We start from the raw sequence: 17,132 nt of genomic DNA, 5'->3' as shown, positions 1-17,132 counted from the left end.
AAGTATATTCCACATAGTTTTAGTTTTATGTGAATATATGTGCGTATCAGATTTAATATTGTCATATGAGAATAATTGTAAAACAACAAAGCCGCGAGTAACCATACTCGCGGCTTTAATTAGAGCTAAGAAATGAACTTATTTAGCGAGCTTAGTTAGCACACTCATTAGCAATTTGATGCGTGGTTCTATCGACTCAAGCAGCAGATATTCGTCCGCGCTGTGAAAGCCTGCACCAATAGGGCCTAATCCGTCGAGTGTTGGCACACCTAAGATAGCAGTGTTGTTAGCATCTGAGCCGCCGCCGACCTCTTTCCAGTTAATATCGATATCTAGCTCATCGGCCGACTCTTGCACCATTGCCATTAGTGGCTCAGTGAGTTCTGAAGGTACCATAGACGGTTTGTAGGCTTCACGTTCAATGGCAATAGTGACGTCTTCAACAAATGGGGTTTCGATCATTTGTTTAAGAAGAGCATCAATTTGATCGTATTCCGCATTATCCCAAAAACGAACATCAACAATAGCAGTGGCAAGATCAGGTACGATATTCGCCCCTGCACCACCTGAAACGACACCGACATTTAGCGTTGTGCCTGACTCAAAATTAGTCATCGCATTGATTGCTAAAATCCAGTTGGCCATTTCAGTAATCGCACTGCGGCCTTTTTCTGGCTCGTTGCCAGCGTGGGCCGCTTTACCATTGAAGGTAATTTTGTAATGTGCCATGCCTTTACGAGCTTTAACTAAGCCACCGTCCGCGCGCGCCGCTTCAATCACTAACACATTGCGAGCTTTTTTAGCCGTTGCTTGAATCCAATCAACCGAATCCATGGAACCGGTTTCTTCGTCTGGGTTCATGCAGATGCAAATAGATAGCTTGTCTAATACCGCTTGATCTAGGTTACGTAATGCGTATACCACATTCAGCAAACCTGATTTCATGTCAGAAACACCTGGGCCATAAGCTTTTTCTGCATCCAAAGACATTGGACGTTCAGCAACTGTGCCAACAGGGAACACCGTATCCATGTGCCCGATCATCATTACATCGATATGATCAGCATCAGGTTGGTTGCGAATTTCAAGCCCTACACCCGCTTTACCACAGTCAATACGCTTAACTGTCCAGCCAGGCATTGATTGATATTTTTCAGCCATGAGGTTCGCAATCACCTCAATACCGGCAACGGTATAAGTACCACAATCTACATTAATTAAAGGGCGAAGCTCTTCTAGATATTCGTTTAGGGAAAAATTCATCGCGAGTCCTTAAAGAATCATATTCATGACAAACATGGCGCCAAATGCGTTCATGATTGAGATAGCAATCATCACCGGAATATAACGAGCTTCAGTGCCGATAGGTCCCATGATGCGACCCATATATTGAACTTGCGAACCCATTAGGTAAATAGCAGGTGCCAGAATCGCAATATGTGCGCCATTTAGAATACCTTGGTCAAACAAAGTAATCACCACGCCCACTGCGCCACCCATTGACATCCATGCGCCAATTAACACAGCTGCTGCTTCACCCGGTAGACCAAAAACAGCCATCACAGGAGCAAAGATAGAACCCATAAGATCTAGAGCACCAGTAATTTGCAATGCTTTGATGATAACAAATGCCATTAAAACATTTGGAACTGTTGAGGTAGTTGCGATAACCCAGCCTTTTTTAGCACCCTCAACAAAAATATCTGTCACCATAGGTTTTTTCGCTTTGACTTCGCTCATTATGCTGTCTCCTCAGTCAATGTTTTCTCTTGTTTGTCTTTCTTCTCGTTGTCTTGACCTTCTTTACCTTCGGTAATGTTTAGATAAACTCGGAACAAGTTTGCACCAATAAACTTGAAGGCAAACATTACAATTACAGCCAGACCAATCGACGATGGAACTGCAATCGAGCCATCTGGGTTGGTTAACGTAAACAGCACAGCGCCTGATGAGAAGAAGTTCACAATTGCAGCACCTGCGGTAAATTGGAACATGGTGAAGATATCAGTTTCACGCTTAGTTAAATGCTTTTCATCTTTTAACTGGCGAGTCATTGCCGCACCTGCATCGGTACTTTGCAAAGAAGCGATCAGTGCTAGACCCGAGTTACCTGGGATACCAATTAATGGACGAAGAAGAGGAGTCAATAATCGACGAGCTGCGTTAAGTGCACCATAGTGCTCAAGAACGTTGATCATACCTAGAGCAAACATCACGGTTGGGATAAGAGTTAATGCGAAAATGAAACCGTCACGAGCACCACTACCACCTTTACCACGCAAAGACGTTGTAGCAGCTTGCACACCATCTGCCGTCTCGGATACTGCATAAGCAACCTTGCCAAAAGAACCATTTAGAGTTGTAAAGTCAAAAACCCCATACCACTCACTTGATTGCATGAATCCAGAAAAGAACACGACAGCAAAAGCTAACGCTACGTAACTACCAATTCCGACTTTAACGTCTTTATCAAACGGCTGAGTCATAACCACCTCTTTTTTAGTTAACTACAGCATATAGAAATGCCCTTTAGGCGGTATTATGCGCATATTTAATCTAAAAAAATTGACGGTGGTCAACAAATTTTTCTAAAAAAAACATAAAGAGTAAAATAGTGTATTAATTTGTGAACACACTATAAGCACTAGATTTTATACATCAGTGCAGAATTATATATGACATATGATTCATAGATGGGTGTTTTAGGTTTTTCTTAAAACATAAAAAATAACAAAAAGTGGAAATAAATTATGAATATAAATGCAATCGAGTGCTTATGCGATAGTAGGGGCAGATGATGGGGTCAGGTCTTGAAATTTGCATACTCTAGTCGCTAAAATTTTAAGGACACACACCATAAATTTTTCTAATATTTTAAGGACACACACCAAATTTAAGCATTCAATTGAGTTGTAATAAGTCCCATTTATTACCATAGAGATCTTGAAATACTGCGACGGTTCCGTAACTCTCTGTACGGGGCTGTTCGTTGAATTTAACCCCATTCACTTTCATTTGGTTATAGTCTCGCCAGAAATCATTAGTCTGCAAAAATAAGAACACTCGCCCACCCGTTTGATTTCCAACCACTCGTTTTTGTTTTTCTGTACTGGCTTGCGCCAATAATAAATTGGTTCCATTAGAGTTTGGTGGTGAGACTTGAACCCAACGCTTTCCTCCGCCAAGGTCTGTATCTTCCAGCAAAGTAAAATTAAGTTTTTTAGTATAAAACTCAATCGCATCGTCATAACTCTTTACGACCAAGGCAATATTGCCTATTTGTTGCTTAACTTCCTGCGTCATTCTTAAGTTCCCAATATCAAAAATGTACCCATCTTGTTTATTTACTATCAGCAAGCCCTCTCCAAAAAGCAATTATATGGGGTCAGGTCTTGAAATTTGCACTCTCGCAATTAAAACGCAATTAAGGACACACACCGAATCTGAGTCTTTTTCTTTTAAGGACACACACCGTAAATGTTATTTATCTTGGCTGAATTTCAAATTGATTCTCATAGTAAGAAAAAATCACTATGAAAATTAATTACTCTAAATTTCAATTGCTTACCGTTTGGCACGAGTCATGCATCGTATTACCCAAGACGAAAGATAAAGCTGAACAAGGAATTGTTATGAAGAAAGGACGCAGAACAATCATTCATGTAGTGCAACACTTAGCGCCCGGAGGTATAGAGAGCCTAGCGTTGGACTTTATTACCTTTGGTGATGCTAACGATGATGTCTATATTGTTAGCCTACAAGGGACAAAAACGGATGCTATGGCCAAATGGCCACGCTTACAGGCGTTTTCTCGGCAGTTGATATTCTTAAATAAGCCTGAGCGATTTTGCAGCAAAACTTTCTCTGATTTATGTGCACTGTTTAAAGGGTTATCCGTTGATGTGGTGCACACTCATCACATTGGCCCTCTTTTGTATGCCGGGGTCGCTGCAAAATTAAGTGGTGTGCGCTCAAAAGTACACACCGAGCATGATGTGTGGCACCTCAATCGTTTTAAACATCAACAAATTCAAAAGCTTCTACTCAATTGGGTGAAACCGGTTCTAGTTGCAGATGCGGTTAAAGTTGAGCAGCGTTTAAATGATCTGTTTGCTTACGCTAAATTAACCACCATCCACAATGGCATTGATACCAAACATTTTTTACCCGGTGACAAACTATCGGCACGCCGAACCCTAAATATCCCAGAAAACGCCATTATCATCGGTAGTGCAGGAAGATTAGAGGCTGTTAAGGGCCACGATCTGCTTATTCACGCTTTTTCACTATTACCCAAACAATACATGCTTGCCATCGCCGGTGACGGTTCACAAATGACGTCATTAATTGGCCTAGTCAAATCATTGGATTTACAAGAGCGAGTACTATTTCTTGGTCGTGTGGATAACATGCCTTGTTTTTATCAAAGTTTAGACTTGTTTTGCCTGCCATCTCGACATGAAGGATTTCCACTTACCGCCATTGAAGCTCAAGCATGTGCTATTCCAACACTGGTCACTGATGTCGGTGCTAGCAACGAAACCTTATGTCCCAACAGTGGCCTACTTGTTGCTCCCAATAGCCCTAACGAATTGGCATCGGCCATTGAAACCTTTCGATTTAACACCGGTTCACCTCGTGATTTTGTAGTGAACAATCATGATATTCGTGACGTTGTCACTAAATATTCGCAACTCTTTGCTAAGGAGGCTGCTTAACATGTCTCACTATCATATGCTGCTAAGCACTGTTTTTATCACCGCTAGTCTACTGATTATTTATCATCATGCCGGCTATCCATTACTGCTTAAATGGTGGACAAAACAAACATCCCAACAATCGTCTCCAACCAGTCAACGCCACTTTAAACCGTGTCAACAAGACTCAAACCGCCCCACTGTCACTTTTGTGATACCGGCATACAACGAACAAGCATGGATTGCCGACAAGATTCGTAACACCGCTGCACTGGATTACCCAAAACAAAAACTGGTCGTCAAAATCATTTGCGATGGCTGTACAGACAACACGTTTGAGGTGGCAACCGCCACAATTCAAGAAGCCATTTGCGCTGATACTCTTTTTGAAGTGATTGAACATAAGCAAAACCGAGGCAAAGTCGCCATTATCAACGAAGTTGTGCCTAATATCAGCAGTGACTTAACTGTGCTCAGTGATGTGACATCACTGGTCTCAATTGATGCTCTATTGGTGGCTGAAACACATTTCAATAATCAAAAGGTAGGCGTCGTTAATGGGAGCTATTTACTATTTAATTCAGGTAGTGATGGCGAACAAAAATATTGGCAATATCAAAGCCAATTAAAAGCTGCAGAAGCCAATCTAGCGACATCTATTGGCTCTCATGGCGCTTTTTATATCTTCCGCAGTCACCTATTTCAACCGCTTGCCTCCAATAGCATTAACGATGACTTCATCCTACCGATGCAAATTGTTGAAAAAGGGTATCTGGCCGACTATGACGTTGACGTTATCGCGACCGAAATGCAGCCAACCTCTTTAAAGGATGATTTTGCTCGTCGTGTACGAATTTCGGCCGGAAACATGCAACAAGCCATCGCATTATTCGGCTTGTTTCACCCTAAATTCAAAAATATCGCTTTTGCTTTCTTTTCTGGTAAAGGCCTTAGATTGCTCACTCCCTACTTGATCTTCATTACCCTAATTAGCAGTGCGATCCTGCAGCAATATGCGGTTTTCCAATTCGCCTTTTATGCTCAAATCGCCATTTTTACCACCAGCATTATGTGTTGGTTACTTCCATCACTCACCAATATTAAGCTCTTAGGACTTATCCATTATCTTTGCATGGGACACACCGCAAATTTCATTGGCGGTGTTCGCTATTTAATTATTAAAAACAATCACTAATACATCATATAAAAGGAATTATTATGTACACCTTGACCAAAAAAAATGCCGCGATCAGCATCGGCAAACGATTTTTCGACATCTCCGGCTCTATTATTGGCATCGCTTTGTTATTGCCTTTATTGCCAATTATCAGCATCGCCATTTTAGCGACCTCAAAAGGACCACTGTTTTATCGTCAATTACGTGTCGGAAAATCAACCCCGAATGAAATGGCATTGTTTGAAATCATTAAATTTCGCACCATGTACCAAGATGCAGAAGCAAAAGGCGCCAGTTGGGCAACCCAGCACGATCCTAGGATCACACCTGTTGGACGAATACTTCGTAAAACCAGACTGGACGAGTTGCCACAACTGATTAATGTATTAAAAGGCGAAATGTCATTAATTGGCCCGCGCCCTGAGCGTCCAATTTTCTATAAAACCCTTGAAGATCAAATCCCATTTTTTGCTGACCGTACTTACGGTGTATTACCAGGAATTACCGGATTGGCACAAGTGAATCAAGGCTACGATACCTGCATCGATGATGTACGTTCAAAAGTTGGCTTTGATCATAGCTATGCCCTTTCTCATAGTAGTTTCCTTAGTTGGCTCAGTACCGATTTTCACATTACCGTAAGAACACTTTGGATTATGGTTGACGGACGAGGTCAATAATACCAGCACCTTACATACACGCCTGCCTTAGCCCAACGTATTGTATTTATGCGTTGGGCTATTTCATTTTTACATTCATTTTTTGCTAATTCTCATATTGAGAATCAAAACAGTATAAAACCCGATGATTTCCCTGATTTAAGTTGCGAAAAATTGGCACGCATCTTGGAAGATAAACAATACATGTGAAAAACATGAATATAGTCAGCCGTTTAGTTAACAATAATGTATAGGGAAATCACCATGCCAAACCACGCACTATTCAATAACACTCTATTAGGAGCTCTGGTTGTGTCAGCCATCTTTGCTCCGTTAGACGCCGATGCCTCCTCTTTTGAAACTTGCCCAAGTAAAGCGTATTTGTTTCAAGCCAACCCTGTTCAGGTATATGGCATTAACCTAGTCACAGGCCAAACTGCTCTGCTGCAATCAGACACGGGTTTAGATGCCAATATCAATGGTGTAGGGTTTGATTTTGATAGTCGTTATATCTATGGCTATGACACCAGCAATAAACAGCTCGTCCGTTTAGGTGAAGACTTTCAAGCAGAGGTTTTAAATACGGTCGGCCTACCAACAGACCACACCTTTTATGTGGGCGATGTCGCCAACAACGTTTACTTTCTGTATCGCAAAGGAAAAGGCTTGTTCAAAGTCGATCTTGCGCCACTAGATGATGATCCTCGCGCACAGCTAGTAGTAGAAAGAATTACCGCTAATGCCCTAATCAACCTAACAGACTTTGCATTTCACCCACAAGACGGACAACTATATGGCGTAGACAACAGCAGCGGCATTTTATACAGCTTCGATACTGACACTGGAGTCACAACTGAGATAGGTGATACTGGAGAAACGGGAACCTTTGGCGCAGGCTATTTTGACGTTAACGGCAACTACTACGTCTCGCGAAACCAAGATGGTCATATTTACCGCATTGATCTTTCTGATCCCAACAAAATTGCCCAAGGAATAGTCCCTGCTCTTAAATTTGCCGATGGCCCAAGTTCATCGCAAAACGATGGCGCACGCTGTGCCAATGCCCCGCTGATTGATGAAGACTCTACAATAGACTTTGGTGACGCACCGCAAAGCTACCAAACTACCTTAGAAAACAACGGACCTCGCCATCAAATTGACGGCATTACTTACTTAGGCACTCAAGCACCCGACGGTGAACAAGATGGCCTTGTCGCTCCTTTAAGTGATGATAGCAGCGGGCTTTCAGATGAATCAGGCGTGGGGTTTGTCACGGCTATAGAGCCGGGGCTTGACTCGATTGTTACTGTGAATGCTTCGACTCAAGGATACTTATCCGCATGGTTTGATTGGAACCAAGACGGTGACTTTGACGATGACGGAGAAAAAGTGTTTTCCGACGTACTTTTATCTCCAGGGATCAACCCCCTTACTTATACGGTAGCGTATAACGCCGTCGATGGGCGCACTTGGTCTCGATTTAGATTCAGTCAGCAACAAGGATTGAATTACTATGGCGGCGCCACATCTGGCGAAGTTGAAGATCATCCCATTACCGTTTCTAGCGAAGGCATTACTATTCGACACTTCCCCAGTGAAACCGGATATGCCACCCTTGCCTATGAAGATAATTGGCCCTATACCGCTGATTACGATATGAATGATGTCGTTATTCATTATCGAGTTACTGAAGTACTGCGTAATCAACAGGTAGAAAAATCACTGATCCAAGGGCGATTGTCTGCAGTGGGAGCCGATTATCACAATGGCTTTGCGGTGCGCTTACAAGGGTTAGATAAAAACAGCATCGATACCGAGTTAACCCGTCAATATCACAATGGTACCCAACTTGAAAATAATGGGTTAGAGCTCAGTAGCAACGAAGCTATCTTTATAGTTGAACAGGATTTAACCCTCTATAAAACCGACACTTGCGCATTTTTTAGAACGCAAATTGACTGCATAGAAAATGAAAACTTCAATTTTGAATTGCATATCACTTTGAAGGATAACAGCGATCGCTCAAATTTGAGCGCTATGCCCTATGACCCCTTCATTTTCGCCACTCCTGGCTACTATCACGGTGAGGGACTGCCTTTCCAACCTGGTCGCCAATGGGAAGTCCACCTCGCTGATGTTGCACCCACAGAGCAATTTAATGCCGAAGCCATGTTTAATCTCGGGGTGGATGCAAGCAACCCAGAACAAGGTATTTACTTTAAAACCGACCGTAATCTGCCTTGGGCACTGTTAATGACCGAAGAATGGCAATGGCCTCTAGAGCGCACCGATCTGGTACACGCTTATCCAGAATTTGCCGAATACGCTGAATCTGGCGGTAAACAAAAAAATAGTTGGCATAAGCGCAGTCGCGCCGTTCAATCAAAAATCTACAACTCATCAAACTAACGCAGAGGTCATCATTATGAATACATTAACCAAATGGACAACACATCCTACGTTATCGACGCTAACCATCAGCGCTATGCTAAGCAGTGTGTTAATCGGTTGTGGCGGAGGTGGCTCTGATTCATCAGAAGGGCCACAAACTGATTCCTCAGCGATTGAAACACCCATAGCCAATGATGATACGACGTTAGTCGAGGAAATCCCTGTACCGAAAAGTGCGCCAGAAACAGCCACTCTGCGCTCCATGCAAGATCTTACCGTACCCGCAGACTTTGACTATGATCCCACTCGCTCAAAGAGCTTAATAGTAGATATTGGGGGATTTAGCACCGAACGTGCTTACATCTCCTTGTATAGCCAATATAAAACCACCGATGATGGTCGCTATATACCTGACTATTCCTATCGAATCGCCAACAGTTCACTGACGAAAGGAGCCGCTGAAATCGATATTACCTATGCCCAGCAATACAGTTCATTATTAGCTGAAATATGGTTTTATGATGGCTCTGAACCACTGCAATACATCATCAATGAGGATCAAAATACTATCCTGTATTAATGTCGAATATTGATATCGAATATTAATATATCGAATACTAATCACACTCAGTAAGTGATCACTAATAGCGCAGGAAAAGTGCTCGATAACAAAGCGGAATTTTTCGATAAGTAATTATTTTACCATCAAACATTCTAACCCAATTATCGAGCATTTTAACAAGCTAGAATAACCCGTTATTTAGTATGACGGGAAAGCCCCCTTCCCTAATGCAATAAATATAACAGCACTCATGCATGTGCATGAATTAAGTGTCATCAAAGTAGCATTGGGGAAGATAAGGATAAAGTGATTGCTAGATAAGCGTGATAATTAATTTTCGGCTTCAATTAATTTTTTCTGATGGGTTGCAATGGCTTGGATTCTTGTCGTGATATCTTTAAATTGTCGAGTATCTAAATGAGAGAAAAAGACGATAGCACCATCTTGTATTACCCAACCATCGCGATTGGCATCAAGCATTTGGATAATACTTTGCACTTCATTAATGGCCGATAGCTCCGATTCCCATAATTTCTTCTGCTGTTTGGCATGCAAAATTTGTGCGTCAATATAGCTTGCTTCAATTTCAGCGCTCGCTTCATGCTCATAAAGCTCTTGCTCAAGATCATGCACTTTTTGTTGTGTTTTCAGCAAATGATTAAAAATAACCGAGCGGGTATCCTTAATAATGGCGTAGCTTTCGATAAGATTACGATCATTTTGCAGACGTGAGAGATCTAAAATAGAGTACCAACCTGACTCCATCACTGCTTGTTGAAAGCTTGGGCTCAGTTCCGTTGGTTGTGGCAGAACGATAGGCTCTGGGGTGTTTTGCGCCACCGAGGATAACGTCGTCAAAGAGAGTACAAGTTCCTCACGAATTGGCTGTTTGGTATGCGAACCAGCAAAACAGCCAATACCTAACGCGGCAATAATGGCGACTAGTGCCCAAATTGCTCTAAGGGTTTGTCTTGCACTAGTAAAAAAGATCAGTAATAGCCCCCAACAAAAGAGGATACTGATCAGCCACTTCCAACTATGTACAAAGAAAGACGCTTGTGGGACAGACGCCGAATATCCTTGATAAGTAGAAAGTGTTGTCACTAGTACTAACCCTAGGAAATACACTAGAGTACCTGAGAATGGTGTCACTCTCAGAGAAGGTTTTTTCATATTTAGCTTTCCCTGCTAAAGCAATGTATTACTTTGAAGGTTCTCCTGAAGCTTTATATTACAACTTGTTATAGTAAGAATGGATTGTTTTCGGTGTTTTTACGCTATTAAAGCTTAAAAACCCTACCTAGTTCACAACTAAAGCTGAAAATAACGTAACAAAAAGCGTTGTTATACGGTTGATTTAAAGGCATAAAATAAGGCAAATAACATTAATTAACTTAAAAACAATAAACCTAACGAACTCTTCTAGATAAATCAGTATAACTATAACTTTGATCCGTTATATTCCCGCAAAATAGAGCTTCTGTTCTACATATTATCTGTTAAACCAGTTCAATTGAGAATGTAAACTAGTTACACTACCCACCACAATTAAAGATGGGCTAATCGCTTGCTCAGCAATGTTCGACAAGTCACTTAATTGTCCTGTCAGAACACGCTGTTGTGCCGTAGTGCCACGTTCAATAATGGCAATCGATGTATGCTCAGAAAGACCGGCCTCAGTCAGCTTGTGCTGAATATTAGCGCTCTCTTTAAGCCCCATATAAAAGACTAATGTGGTGTTACCTTTTGCTAGACTCGCCCAATCAATATCCATGCCCTCTTTTTTCAAGTGACCCGTTATAAAATGCACACTTTGCGCATGATCACGGTGAGTCAGCGGTATCCCTGCATAAGCCGTGCATCCGGAAGCGGCAGTAATCCCAGGCACCACTTCAAATGGAATTTGCTCATCAGCCAATTTCTCTAGTTCTTCCCCGCCACGACCAAAAATAAAGGGATCGCCGCCTTTTAGGCGCACGACATGCTTATTTTGCTTTGCTTGGTCAATCAACACTTGGTTAATTTGATCTTGTGGAACGCAATGATGGTTAAGACGCTTGCCTACATAGATTCTTTGCGCAGCAGGGTTAACCAACGCCATGATCTCTTCAGAGACCAAGCGATCGTAAACAACCACATCCGCTTTTTGAATTAGACGCAGTGCTTTTACCGTTAATAGATCAGGATCACCAGGACCGGCGCCCACTAAAGAGACAAATCCCGTTGAATTTATTGAGGTTGGGTTACATGTCATCGTAAAGCTCACAAATATTATTTATAAGAAGTGACCTATGCAAAACCTCAGATCACTTGTTATAAATAATGGCCTTATCGTACCGAGCACGATAAGACCATTTTGTACTTAAGCTGTTACTTTTTGTACTTTCTCTTGTTGCGCTTCAATGGCTGGCGCTGTTTTAATATGAGTAAGGTAAAGCGGCACACAGGTAAAGAATAAACCACCAACGATATTACCTAAAATTGTTGGGATAAGGTTAAAGTTCAACCAAGTTGCAATACCAAAATCAGCACCTAGCATCATACCTAGTGGGAATAGGAACATGTTCACTACAGTATGCTCAAATACTAAGGCAAAGAAGATGAAGATAGGTAACCACATGGCTACCACTTTACCTGCCACTGTACGAGAGGTCATGTTGCCAATAACGCCAAGACATACCATTAAGTTACAGAAAATACCGCGTACGAAACAAGTAATCCATCCATCCATACCCATGTTTTCAAAACCTACGGTACGTGCAGTAGAAGCTGCGATAAATTTGTGTGCAACCGCGTTAGGTTCAATTGAAAAGTTTGCTGTTAGTGATACCGCAACTAAGTAAGCCACAATCAGTGAACCAATAAGGTTACCAAGACCCACCAAGCCCCAACAACGCAGTACTTTACCCCAAGTGACGCCTTTACGATTATCAAATTTTGCCAATGGTGCTAGACCAAAAGCGCCCGTGACCAAATCGTAGCCCATCAAGCTTAAAATGCAGAATCCCACAGGGAATACAAGCGCACCCACCACACCGATACCGGTTTGTACAATGGCAGTAATGGCAACTACCACAGCGATAGACAAGATAATACCTGCCATAATGCCACGAAGAATAAGATCTCTTGCGCTGGTTTTTACCTTGGCTTCGCCAACATCAACCATTGTCTGCACAAATTCTGCCGGTTTAAAATCATTCATTTTGCTATCCATATAAAAGTTAAAAGTTAAAATTGAATAGTCAAAGGCTCCCTGCCCTTACCCTGGAAAAACCAAGGCAAGACAAGAAACCTTTTCGCTATTAAATCTCTTATGCAGAAATTTCAACTGCGCCTTTAGTCACGCGAGCTTTGAAAGCGCGAACGTTAAAACGCTCGTCTTCCATGCATACGCCTGTGCTTAAGTTAAAGCGCTGTTTCTTTAACGGGCTGGCTACCCAAAGCTCTTCTTTGTGTTCCACGATCAATCCGCGTGAAAGCACATTTGATTGAGCAAAAGGGTCAGTGTTTGAAATAGCAAACACCTTCTGTTCTTTTGAAGGTCTAAATACCGCAACTTGTTGGCCATCAACTAGCGCACAAACGCCTGTTCCCGCTACGATGTCGTCGATATTACAGATCGATTGGTAACTCATTGTGACTCCCCTTATTAATCAATAATCGCTTCGTGAAAGATGTCGCCTTTGGCTTCAGGATGTTTTTCCGTGAAGGTCGCTGGGCGGTGTTGCTCACGTGCATCAACAAAGACAACGTTATCATCACGAAGATCTGAGTTAATAAAGTGCGAGAAACGAGTCAACTGTTGTTCATCGTTGATAGTGTCAGTCCACTCACAGCGATATTCTTCAACAAGTTTTGCTACATCGGCTTCAAGCTGAGCGTTGATGTTAAGCTTGTCTTCCACAATCACGTCACGTAAGTAGTCAACGCCACCTTCTAGGTTTTCTAGCCACACTGACGTGCGTTGCAGTGGCGCAGCCGTGCGAATGTAGAACATCATGAAGCGGTCGATGTATTTGATCAGAGTTTCTTGATCAAGGTCGGTTGCCAGTAAATCAGCATGGCGAGGTTTCATGCCGCCATTACCACATACGTACATATTCCAGCCCGCATCGGTAGCAATAATGCCTAAATCTTTACCTTGAGCTTCGGCACATTCACGAGTACAACCTGACACACCAAACTTCATCTTATGTGGCGTACGAATGCCCTTGTAGCGATTTTCAATCATAGAGCCAAGGCCCACAGAATCTTGCACGCCATAACGACACCAAGTAGAACCAACACAGGTTTTCGCCATACGCAGTGCTTTAGCGTACGCTTGGCCTGTTTCAAAGCCCGCTTCAATCAGTTTGCGCCAAATGGCTGGAAGATCGTCTTTGTGTGCGCCAAATAAACCGATACGCTGTGCGCCGGTCACTTTGGTGTATAAGTCATATTCCGCCGCTACATTTGCCAACGCTGCTAAGGCTTGCGGAGTCACTTCACCGCCGGCCATACGTGGGATAACAGAGTAAGTGCCGTCTTTTTGGATGTTACCGAGGAAGTTATCGTTGGTATCGTGCAGCTTAACCAGTTGCGGTTTAAGAATATGCTCGCCCCAGCAAGACGCTAAGATAGAGCCCACTAAAGGTTTACACACTTCACAGCCGTAACCTTTACCGTACTTCTCTAATAACTCATCAAAGGTTTTGATCTCTTCAATGCGAATAAGGTGGAATAGCTCTTGTCGCGAATACGCAAAGTGCTCACAAACATCGCTTTTCACTTCCACGCCTGCTTTAGCAAGCTCAGCATTAAGTACCGACGTCACAAGAGGAATACAGCCACCGCAACCGGTGCCCGCGTTAGTCACAGCTTTAATATCTGCCACTGTATGATGACCATCAGCGACCGCTTTTGCGATTTGACCTTTAGTCACATCAAAACAAGAACAAATTACCGCACTTTCTGGCAGAGCATCCGCCCCAAGAGTCGGTTTTTCTGCGCCGGCGTGTGCAGGAAGAATCAAGGCATCAGGGTGTTCTGGAAGCTCGATTTCATTGAGCATCAGCTGCAACAAATCGCCATAGTCAGAGGTATCACCGACCATAACAGCGCCAAGCAGTTTTTTGCCATCTTCAGAAACAATCAAACGCTTGTAGACTTCTAGCTCTTCATTTTGATAAACAAAGCTTTTACAGCCAGGAGTGCGACCATTTGCGTCACCAATTGAACCTACTTTTACGCCAAGCAGCTTCAATTTTGCGCTCATATCAGCGCCTTCAAACTGGCTTTCATTGCCAACAATATGATCCACGGCTACGGTTGCCATTTTGTAACCCGGCGCAACTAGCCCGTAGAAATGTTGATTCCACGACGCACATTCACCGATAGCGTAGATATTGTCGTCTGACGTTTGGCAATGGTTGTTGATCGCAATACCGCCGCGAGGCGCGATATCTAATGCCATTTGACGCGCCAGTTTGTCTTGCGGACGAATACCTGCAGAGAACACAATAAAGTCAGTTTCAAGTTCACTGCCGTCAGCGAAACGCATAACGTTACGCAACTCTTTACCTTCAGGGGCAATTTCTAGGGTATTTTTACTAGTGTGAACATTCACGCCCATACGCTCAATCTTCTGACGCAGTTGATTGCCGCCCGCTTGGTCAAGCTGTTCGGCCATCAGTTTAGGTGCAAATTCAACCACGTGCGTTTCCACGCCCAATGCGCGCAGTGCACCTGCCGCTTCAAGGCCAAGCAAACCACCACCAACAACCACACCTACTGTGCTGTTTTTGGCTGTTGCTTCTATGGATTTTAAATCTTCGATAGTACGGTAAACAAAGCAGTCTTTGCTTTCGTTACCTTTGATAGGCGGTACAAATGGGTAAGAACCGGTTGCCATCACCAATTTGTCATAGGCAATTTCACGACCCGTACTAGAATGCACAATGCGGTTTTCGCGGTTAACGTTAATAGCGCGTTCACCAATTAAAACGTTAATCCCATGTTTTTCATAGAAACCTTCTTTAACAAGAGAAAGCTCTTCAGCGGTATGGTGAGAAAAATACGAAGAAAGGTGGACTCGATCATAGGCAATACGGGGCTCTTCACAGAACACGGTAATATCCATATTTGAAACATCTGTTTTTTCTACCAGATCTTCAATATAACGATGTCCAACCATGCCGTTCCCGATGATAACTAGCTTCATCTTGCTCATAGTGGATTCCTTTAAACTTTAAAATTTACAAAACTTGCGCGATTGTATGTAGGAACGGCATTGTAAAATTGATCCAGATCAATTTCACCCAAATATACCCCTCTTTGGGTAGTTGTCATACAAAACTACAAATAAGTGATTGATTCATAGTAATTTCCCATTTTTCCTACTCTTTACAGTTTGTAACAAGGCGTTTGTGTTGCTAAAATCAGCTCGCAATCGAGCTTCATATAATCCCCCTGATACGGTGTGGGAGTCTCTACCAAAGGCCAATAACCTTTGATTATGAATTCATTGTCTTTATTTATTCATGTCTCTTATATAAAGGTGACGACTTATGAATTTTTGCTCTCTGCCAAAAATTGACCTGCATTGCCATTTAGATGGCAGTGTGCGACCAGAAACAATCATTGACCTAGCAGAAGGTCAAAACATCGAATTACCTAGCCAAGACGTTGAGGTGATCCGAAACTTAATGATTGCACCGGAAACCTGTGTTGACCTAAAAGAGTATCTGACTCGTTTTGAGTTGCCTCTACAAGTGATGCAAACTGAAAAGGCTCTAGAACGAATTTCTTATGAAGTGTTTGAAGATGCCGCTAAAGAAAACGTCAAATATCTTGAACTGAGATTTGCGCCTCTATTGCATACAGCAAAGGGGTTAACCGTTAAGCAAATCATTTCATCTGTCGTCAAAGGTATGAAACGCGCAGAACTTGACTACGATATCCGTGGCAACTATATCCTGTGTATTTTACGCACTATGCCAAAAGACGACATTCAGCTGGTTATCGATGAAGGCGCTAAATACTTAACTAAAGGCGTGGTTGCGTTTGATCTTGCAGGTGCTGAAGCGGCAGATTTCTGCCATGACTTCGTAAAAGAAGCCAAGTATGCACGTAAAAAAGGGTTTCACGTCACCATACACGCGGGTGAACAAGGTAATGGACAAAATGTACAAGATGCGATTGAGCTTTTAAAAGCGGAACGTATTGGACATGGCATCCATATCATTGATCATTCCGGTGGTTTTAAAGCCGTACGCAATGGTAATGTGGGCTTAGAGACTTGCCCTAGCAGTAATGTACAAACTAAAGCAGTCCAAGATATAGAGTCACACCCAGCTAAGCGCTTTTATAAACAAGGTCTGGCAGTGACCATCAATACGGATAACAGAACAGTATCCAATACCACCATGACTCAAGAAGTGCAAAAAGTCTGTGAGCAGTTTTATCTTTCGCAGAAAGACTATGTGTCTATCTATTTAAACAGCGTAGATCAAAGCTTTGCCAGTGATGAAATCAAACAAGAGCTTCGAAATTACGTCGACGAGTTGTAAAACCCAAGAGAGTGAATGACTCACTAGAATTGATATAAAAACGGCCATGTGTGATGCACATGGCCGTTTTTTATTGAATCGGTGTTCTTATACCAATCG

The 17,132-nt window shown here is 42.6% G+C and carries 15 protein-coding genes and 1 riboswitch; of the genes, 6 read left to right on the top strand and 9 right to left on the bottom strand.

Annotated features, from left to right (window positions below):
* Nucleotides 1-138: 138 nt before the first annotated feature.
* The 4 genes from VHA01S_RS07255 to VHA01S_RS07240 all read right to left on the bottom strand — a co-directional run bounded on the left by VHA01S_RS07255 (nucleotide 139) and on the right by VHA01S_RS07240 (nucleotide 3,303).
* Nucleotides 139-1,263, bottom strand: coding sequence for a M20 family metallopeptidase (locus tag VHA01S_RS07255; protein ID WP_023403705.1), 1,125 nt, complete (start codon nucleotides 1,261-1,263; stop codon nucleotides 139-141).
* Nucleotides 1,264-1,272: 9 nt separating this feature from the next.
* On the bottom strand, nucleotides 1,273-1,740 hold the full coding sequence (locus VHA01S_RS07250; protein ID WP_023403704.1) for a YjiG family protein: 468 nt from the start codon (nucleotides 1,738-1,740) through the stop codon (nucleotides 1,273-1,275).
* Nucleotides 1,740-2,486 carry a nucleoside recognition domain-containing protein gene (locus tag VHA01S_RS07245; RefSeq protein ID WP_023403703.1) on the bottom strand — a complete coding sequence of 249 codons (747 nt, stop codon included), beginning with the start codon at nucleotides 2,484-2,486 and terminating at the stop codon, nucleotides 1,740-1,742. Before VHA01S_RS07245 ends, VHA01S_RS07250 begins: the two co-directional genes overlap by 1 nt.
* A 415-nt stretch (nucleotides 2,487-2,901) precedes the next feature.
* On the bottom strand, nucleotides 2,902-3,303 hold the full coding sequence (locus VHA01S_RS07240) for a VOC family protein (RefSeq protein ID WP_039970390.1): 402 nt from the start codon (nucleotides 3,301-3,303) through the stop codon (nucleotides 2,902-2,904).
* Between the two features lie 329 nt (nucleotides 3,304-3,632).
* Here VHA01S_RS07240 and VHA01S_RS07235 point away from each other — a divergent pair, with 329 nt between their 5' ends.
* The 5 genes from VHA01S_RS07235 to VHA01S_RS07215 all read left to right on the top strand — a co-directional run bounded on the left by VHA01S_RS07235 (nucleotide 3,633) and on the right by VHA01S_RS07215 (nucleotide 9,504).
* Nucleotides 3,633-4,718, top strand: a complete 1,086-nt coding sequence (locus VHA01S_RS07235) for a glycosyltransferase (protein WP_023403701.1) — start codon at nucleotides 3,633-3,635, stop codon at nucleotides 4,716-4,718.
* Between the two features lies 1 nt (nucleotide 4,719).
* Nucleotides 4,720-5,892: a glycosyltransferase family 2 protein gene (locus tag VHA01S_RS07230; RefSeq protein WP_023403700.1), complete on the top strand. Its 1,173-nt coding sequence runs from the start codon at nucleotides 4,720-4,722 to the stop codon at nucleotides 5,890-5,892.
* A gap of 23 nt (nucleotides 5,893-5,915) precedes the next feature.
* Nucleotides 5,916-6,554 carry a sugar transferase gene (locus VHA01S_RS07225; protein WP_023403699.1) on the top strand — a complete coding sequence of 213 codons (639 nt, stop codon included), beginning with the start codon at nucleotides 5,916-5,918 and terminating at the stop codon, nucleotides 6,552-6,554.
* A 243-nt stretch (nucleotides 6,555-6,797) separates the two neighbouring features.
* Nucleotides 6,798-8,942 (top strand): LruC domain-containing protein, encoded by a 2,145-nt coding sequence (locus VHA01S_RS07220; RefSeq protein WP_023403698.1) that lies wholly within the window; start codon nucleotides 6,798-6,800, stop codon nucleotides 8,940-8,942.
* Between the two features lie 16 nt (nucleotides 8,943-8,958).
* A complete protein-coding gene (locus VHA01S_RS07215; RefSeq protein WP_023403697.1) occupies nucleotides 8,959-9,504 on the top strand; it encodes a hypothetical protein in 546 nt (181 codons plus the stop codon).
* 312 nt (nucleotides 9,505-9,816) lie between these two features.
* Here VHA01S_RS07215 and VHA01S_RS07210 read toward each other — a convergent pair whose 3' ends face one another.
* From VHA01S_RS07210 to nirB, 5 genes are all read right to left on the bottom strand, one after another.
* On the bottom strand, nucleotides 9,817-10,659 hold the full coding sequence (locus VHA01S_RS07210) for a hypothetical protein (RefSeq protein WP_023403696.1): 843 nt from the start codon (nucleotides 10,657-10,659) through the stop codon (nucleotides 9,817-9,819).
* Nucleotides 10,660-10,978: 319 nt separating this feature from the next.
* Nucleotides 10,979-11,740 (bottom strand): uroporphyrinogen-III C-methyltransferase, encoded by a 762-nt coding sequence (gene cobA, locus VHA01S_RS07205; protein WP_023403695.1) that lies wholly within the window; start codon nucleotides 11,738-11,740, stop codon nucleotides 10,979-10,981.
* 108 nt (nucleotides 11,741-11,848) lie between these two features.
* Complete coding sequence (locus VHA01S_RS07200; RefSeq protein WP_039970381.1) at nucleotides 11,849-12,688, bottom strand: formate/nitrite transporter family protein; 840 nt, start codon at nucleotides 12,686-12,688, stop codon at nucleotides 11,849-11,851.
* A 109-nt stretch (nucleotides 12,689-12,797) separates the two neighbouring features.
* Complete coding sequence (gene nirD, locus VHA01S_RS07195; RefSeq protein WP_023403693.1) at nucleotides 12,798-13,121, bottom strand: nitrite reductase small subunit NirD; 324 nt, start codon at nucleotides 13,119-13,121, stop codon at nucleotides 12,798-12,800.
* Between the two features lie 14 nt (nucleotides 13,122-13,135).
* On the bottom strand, nucleotides 13,136-15,694 hold the full coding sequence (gene nirB / locus VHA01S_RS07190) for a nitrite reductase large subunit NirB (protein ID WP_023403692.1): 2,559 nt from the start codon (nucleotides 15,692-15,694) through the stop codon (nucleotides 13,136-13,138).
* Nucleotides 15,695-15,900: 206 nt separating this feature from the next.
* Nucleotides 15,901-16,000, top strand: a riboswitch (purine riboswitch).
* Between the two features lie 31 nt (nucleotides 16,001-16,031).
* Between nirB and add the strand changes: the two genes are divergently transcribed.
* Nucleotides 16,032-17,033 (top strand): adenosine deaminase, encoded by a 1,002-nt coding sequence (add, locus tag VHA01S_RS07185; RefSeq protein WP_023403691.1) that lies wholly within the window; start codon nucleotides 16,032-16,034, stop codon nucleotides 17,031-17,033.
* The last annotated feature ends 99 nt before the right edge of the window (nucleotides 17,034-17,132 follow it).

The sequence above is a fragment of the Vibrio halioticoli NBRC 102217 genome, assembly GCF_000496695.1.
GTDB lineage: Bacteria > Pseudomonadota > Gammaproteobacteria > Enterobacterales > Vibrionaceae > Vibrio > Vibrio halioticoli.
This window is presented reverse-complemented; position numbering and strand designations above follow the sequence as displayed.

Bases quoted from the DNA above. Each gene is read 5' to 3' on its own strand.
- VHA01S_RS07210 (WP_023403696.1), bottom strand. From the start codon at position 10,659: ATGAAAAAACCTTCTCTGAGAGTGACACCATTCTCAGGTACTCTAGTG.
- VHA01S_RS07225 (WP_023403699.1), top strand. From the start codon at position 5,916: ATGTACACCTTGACCAAAAAAAATGCCGCGATCAGCATCGGCAAACGA.
- VHA01S_RS07220 (WP_023403698.1), top strand. From the start codon at position 6,798: ATGCCAAACCACGCACTATTCAATAACACTCTATTAGGAGCTCTGGTT.
- VHA01S_RS07235 (WP_023403701.1), top strand. From the start codon at position 3,633: ATGAAGAAAGGACGCAGAACAATCATTCATGTAGTGCAACACTTAGCG.
- nirB (WP_023403692.1), bottom strand. From the start codon at position 15,694: ATGAGCAAGATGAAGCTAGTTATCATCGGGAACGGCATGGTTGGACAT.
- add (WP_023403691.1), top strand. From the start codon at position 16,032: ATGAATTTTTGCTCTCTGCCAAAAATTGACCTGCATTGCCATTTAGAT.
- cobA (WP_023403695.1), bottom strand. From the start codon at position 11,740: ATGACATGTAACCCAACCTCAATAAATTCAACGGGATTTGTCTCTTTA.
- VHA01S_RS07240 (WP_039970390.1), bottom strand. From the start codon at position 3,303: ATGACGCAGGAAGTTAAGCAACAAATAGGCAATATTGCCTTGGTCGTA.
- VHA01S_RS07200 (WP_039970381.1), bottom strand. From the start codon at position 12,688: ATGAATGATTTTAAACCGGCAGAATTTGTGCAGACAATGGTTGATGTT.
- VHA01S_RS07230 (WP_023403700.1), top strand. From the start codon at position 4,720: ATGTCTCACTATCATATGCTGCTAAGCACTGTTTTTATCACCGCTAGT.
- VHA01S_RS07245 (WP_023403703.1), bottom strand. From the start codon at position 2,486: ATGACTCAGCCGTTTGATAAAGACGTTAAAGTCGGAATTGGTAGTTAC.
- VHA01S_RS07255 (WP_023403705.1), bottom strand. From the start codon at position 1,263: ATGAATTTTTCCCTAAACGAATATCTAGAAGAGCTTCGCCCTTTAATT.
- VHA01S_RS07215 (WP_023403697.1), top strand. From the start codon at position 8,959: ATGAATACATTAACCAAATGGACAACACATCCTACGTTATCGACGCTA.
- VHA01S_RS07250 (WP_023403704.1), bottom strand. From the start codon at position 1,740: ATGAGCGAAGTCAAAGCGAAAAAACCTATGGTGACAGATATTTTTGTT.
- nirD (WP_023403693.1), bottom strand. From the start codon at position 13,121: ATGAGTTACCAATCGATCTGTAATATCGACGACATCGTAGCGGGAACA.